Consider the following 2,319-nt stretch of genomic DNA (forward strand, 5'->3'; position numbering starts at 1 on the left):
CCCCTCCTGCTCCGTCTCGTGCCAGTCGTAGTAGTCGCCCCCCACCTGGCGGCTGGGTCGGCTGTGGCCGTGCAGGCGCAGGCCGGGCAGCCGCGGCTTCTCCTTGGGCAGCAGGCCCGACTGGATGCGGAAGGCGAGCTGCATCTCCTCCTCGAGCAGGCGCTTGTCCAGCAGCTCGCCGAGCAGGGCGAGGTTGCGCACGACCGCCGTGAGCTGGGCGCCGAGCAGGATGAGGTGCTCGCGCTCGGCGCCGCGCAGCCCGCCGCCGCCCTCGCGCGGACCCAGGAGCAGCAGGCCGCGGCAGCCGCCCTCGTCGACCAGGGCCAGGGTCTGCTCCCAGACCGGCGTGTCCGTCGGCTCGGGCAGCGCGTTGCGCCGCGACCAGGCGCGGAACTCGCGCCAGTGCAGCGGCTCGACGAGCAGGCGCAGGTGCTCCCGGTGCGCCGCCAGTTCGCGGAACCAGAGGGGATCGGGCTCCGCGCCCTCCGCGCGCGGGCACTCCCAGACGAGCAGCCGGCTGCGATCGACGTGGAAGACGTCCTGGAGCACGGGCGAAAGGGCGGACTCCACCTCGTCGAGCCGGCTGACGTCGCCCAGGCGCGCGCCGAGGCGGCGCAGGGCGTCGCGCCGTGGATCGCCGCTGTGGCCGAAGAAGCGGCGGTCGAGGACACCCTCGACGCGCGAGAGCAGCGGCTGGAAGAGGATGATCGCGAAGACGGTCAGCCCCGCCTCGAAGAGCGCGCCCAGGTTGCCGAGGTAGGCCGTGAAGAGATCCTGGAAGCGGCTGAGCAGGAACAGGTAGAGCAGCGCGAGCAGCAGGGAGACGGCCACGTCGAGCACGCCCCGCCGCGCCAGCAGCCGGATGCGCAGGAAGCGGTGGCGGATGGCCGCGTAGGCCACCACGGCGCTCGACAGGATCATCGAGGCCGCCAGCAGATGCGGCTTGACCGTCGCCGAGGGCTGTCCGCCGAAGAAGATGGGCAGGGCCTCCGCGAGCAGGTAGCCGGCCAGGGGCAGCGCGAAGCCGAGGCTGAGCAGGAGCCGCTGCCGGCGCAGGTTGACGCCGCGGCGCAGGTCCTCGCTGCGGGCGAGCAGCACGAGGGCCGTCAGGCCCATCAGGAGATTGACGCCCGGAAAGAGCAGCGAGTGCAGGGAGACGCCGAGCGACCAGATCGTGTCCAGCGCCGAGAGCTGGCCGCCGAAGCGGCTGGCCGTCTCCTGCACCGGACCGAGGAAGGCCGAGGGCTCCACCCGGCGCACCGACAGGATGAGCAGGAGGTGCACGACGTGGGGCAGGTAGAGCAGCAGGGGCAGGGCGCGGAAGCGCTCGAGGATCGCCCGCCGCCGCGGGAAGACGAGGCTGAAGAGCAGCAGGGTCGGGAAGAAGAACTCCCAGGTGTAGGAGAAGCGCTCCAGGAAGCCGCCGAGGAGGACGATCTCGCCCTCGTCGCTCTTGGGCTGCACGAGGCCGACGCCGGCCAGGATCGGCGCGATGCCCCCGAAGAAGAGCATGAAGGCGACGACGCGGTGGAGCTGCTCGCTGCCGAAGCGGCGCAGGAGGCCGAGGCCCCAGACGAGCATCAAGGCGCCGGCGACGAAATAGATGACGGGCAGGAAGGTCTCAGGAGCCATCCCTGTCTCCGCGGCCGGTCGCGCTACTGATCGGCTTCGCTCCCGCTGACGGCCTTCTCCAGCTCGATCACGAAGCGTCCCGCCTCATCGCGCCGCGTGCGCACGGCGTCCATGATCTCCCGCATGATGAAGATGCCCCGCCCGCGGGCGCCGAGGAAGGCGGGGTCCTCGGGTGCGGGCGCCGGCGCCCGCAGCCGCTCCGGCGGGAAGCCGGGGCCGCCGTCGCTGACGGCGATGCGAAAGCGCGTCTCGCTCAAGGCCAGCTCGACGCCCACCCGCAGCTCCGCGCGAAAGCGGTTGCCGTGCTCGATGGCATTGCTGACGGCCTCGATGCTGGCGATCGAGATCTGGTTGAGTTCCGCCTGGTCCCAGTCCAGGGCCTGGCCGATCTCCTGCAGCGCCGCGTTGATGACGCCGAGCCAGCGGAAGTCGCTGGGCAGGTCCCAGCGCAACACGTCGACGCCGTTGCCGCTCGCGCTCATGCTCCTGCCCGCCCCGCTCGCCGCCCGGTCCTCACGAGACGAAGCTCGCCAGGGCCTCTTCTTCGGTCTCGTAGGTCTCGAAGATGCCGGCCAGCTTGGTCACCATCAGGATCGATTCGATGCGCCCGGAGATGTTCGCCAGCTTGAACTGCCCGCCGGCGTCCTGCACCGAGGTGTAGCCCGCGATGAGGATGCCCAGGCCCGT

The 2,319-nt window shown here is 71.5% G+C and carries 2 protein-coding genes; both read right to left on the bottom strand.

The genetic code is table 11. The features are described 5' to 3' along the window. Nucleotides 1-1,632, bottom strand: a 1,632-nt coding sequence (locus FJ251_15550; GenBank protein ID MBM4119118.1) for a hypothetical protein, incomplete at its 3' end; no start/stop codon positions are given. Between the two features lie 23 nt (nucleotides 1,633-1,655). Continuing rightward, nucleotides 1,656-2,114, bottom strand: coding sequence for an ATP-binding protein (locus FJ251_15555; protein MBM4119119.1), 459 nt, complete (start codon nucleotides 2,112-2,114; stop codon nucleotides 1,656-1,658). Between the last annotated feature and the right edge of the window lie 205 nt (nucleotides 2,115-2,319).

The sequence above is a fragment of the bacterium genome, from assembly GCA_016873475.1.
Classification (GTDB): Bacteria; Krumholzibacteriota; Krumholzibacteriia; order JACNKJ01; family JACNKJ01; genus VGXI01.

Excerpts from the sequence above, each read along its gene's own strand:
- FJ251_15555 (MBM4119119.1), bottom strand. The coding sequence starts at position 2,114 with ATGAGCGCGAGCGGCAACGGCGTCGACGTGTTGCGCTGGGACCTGCCC.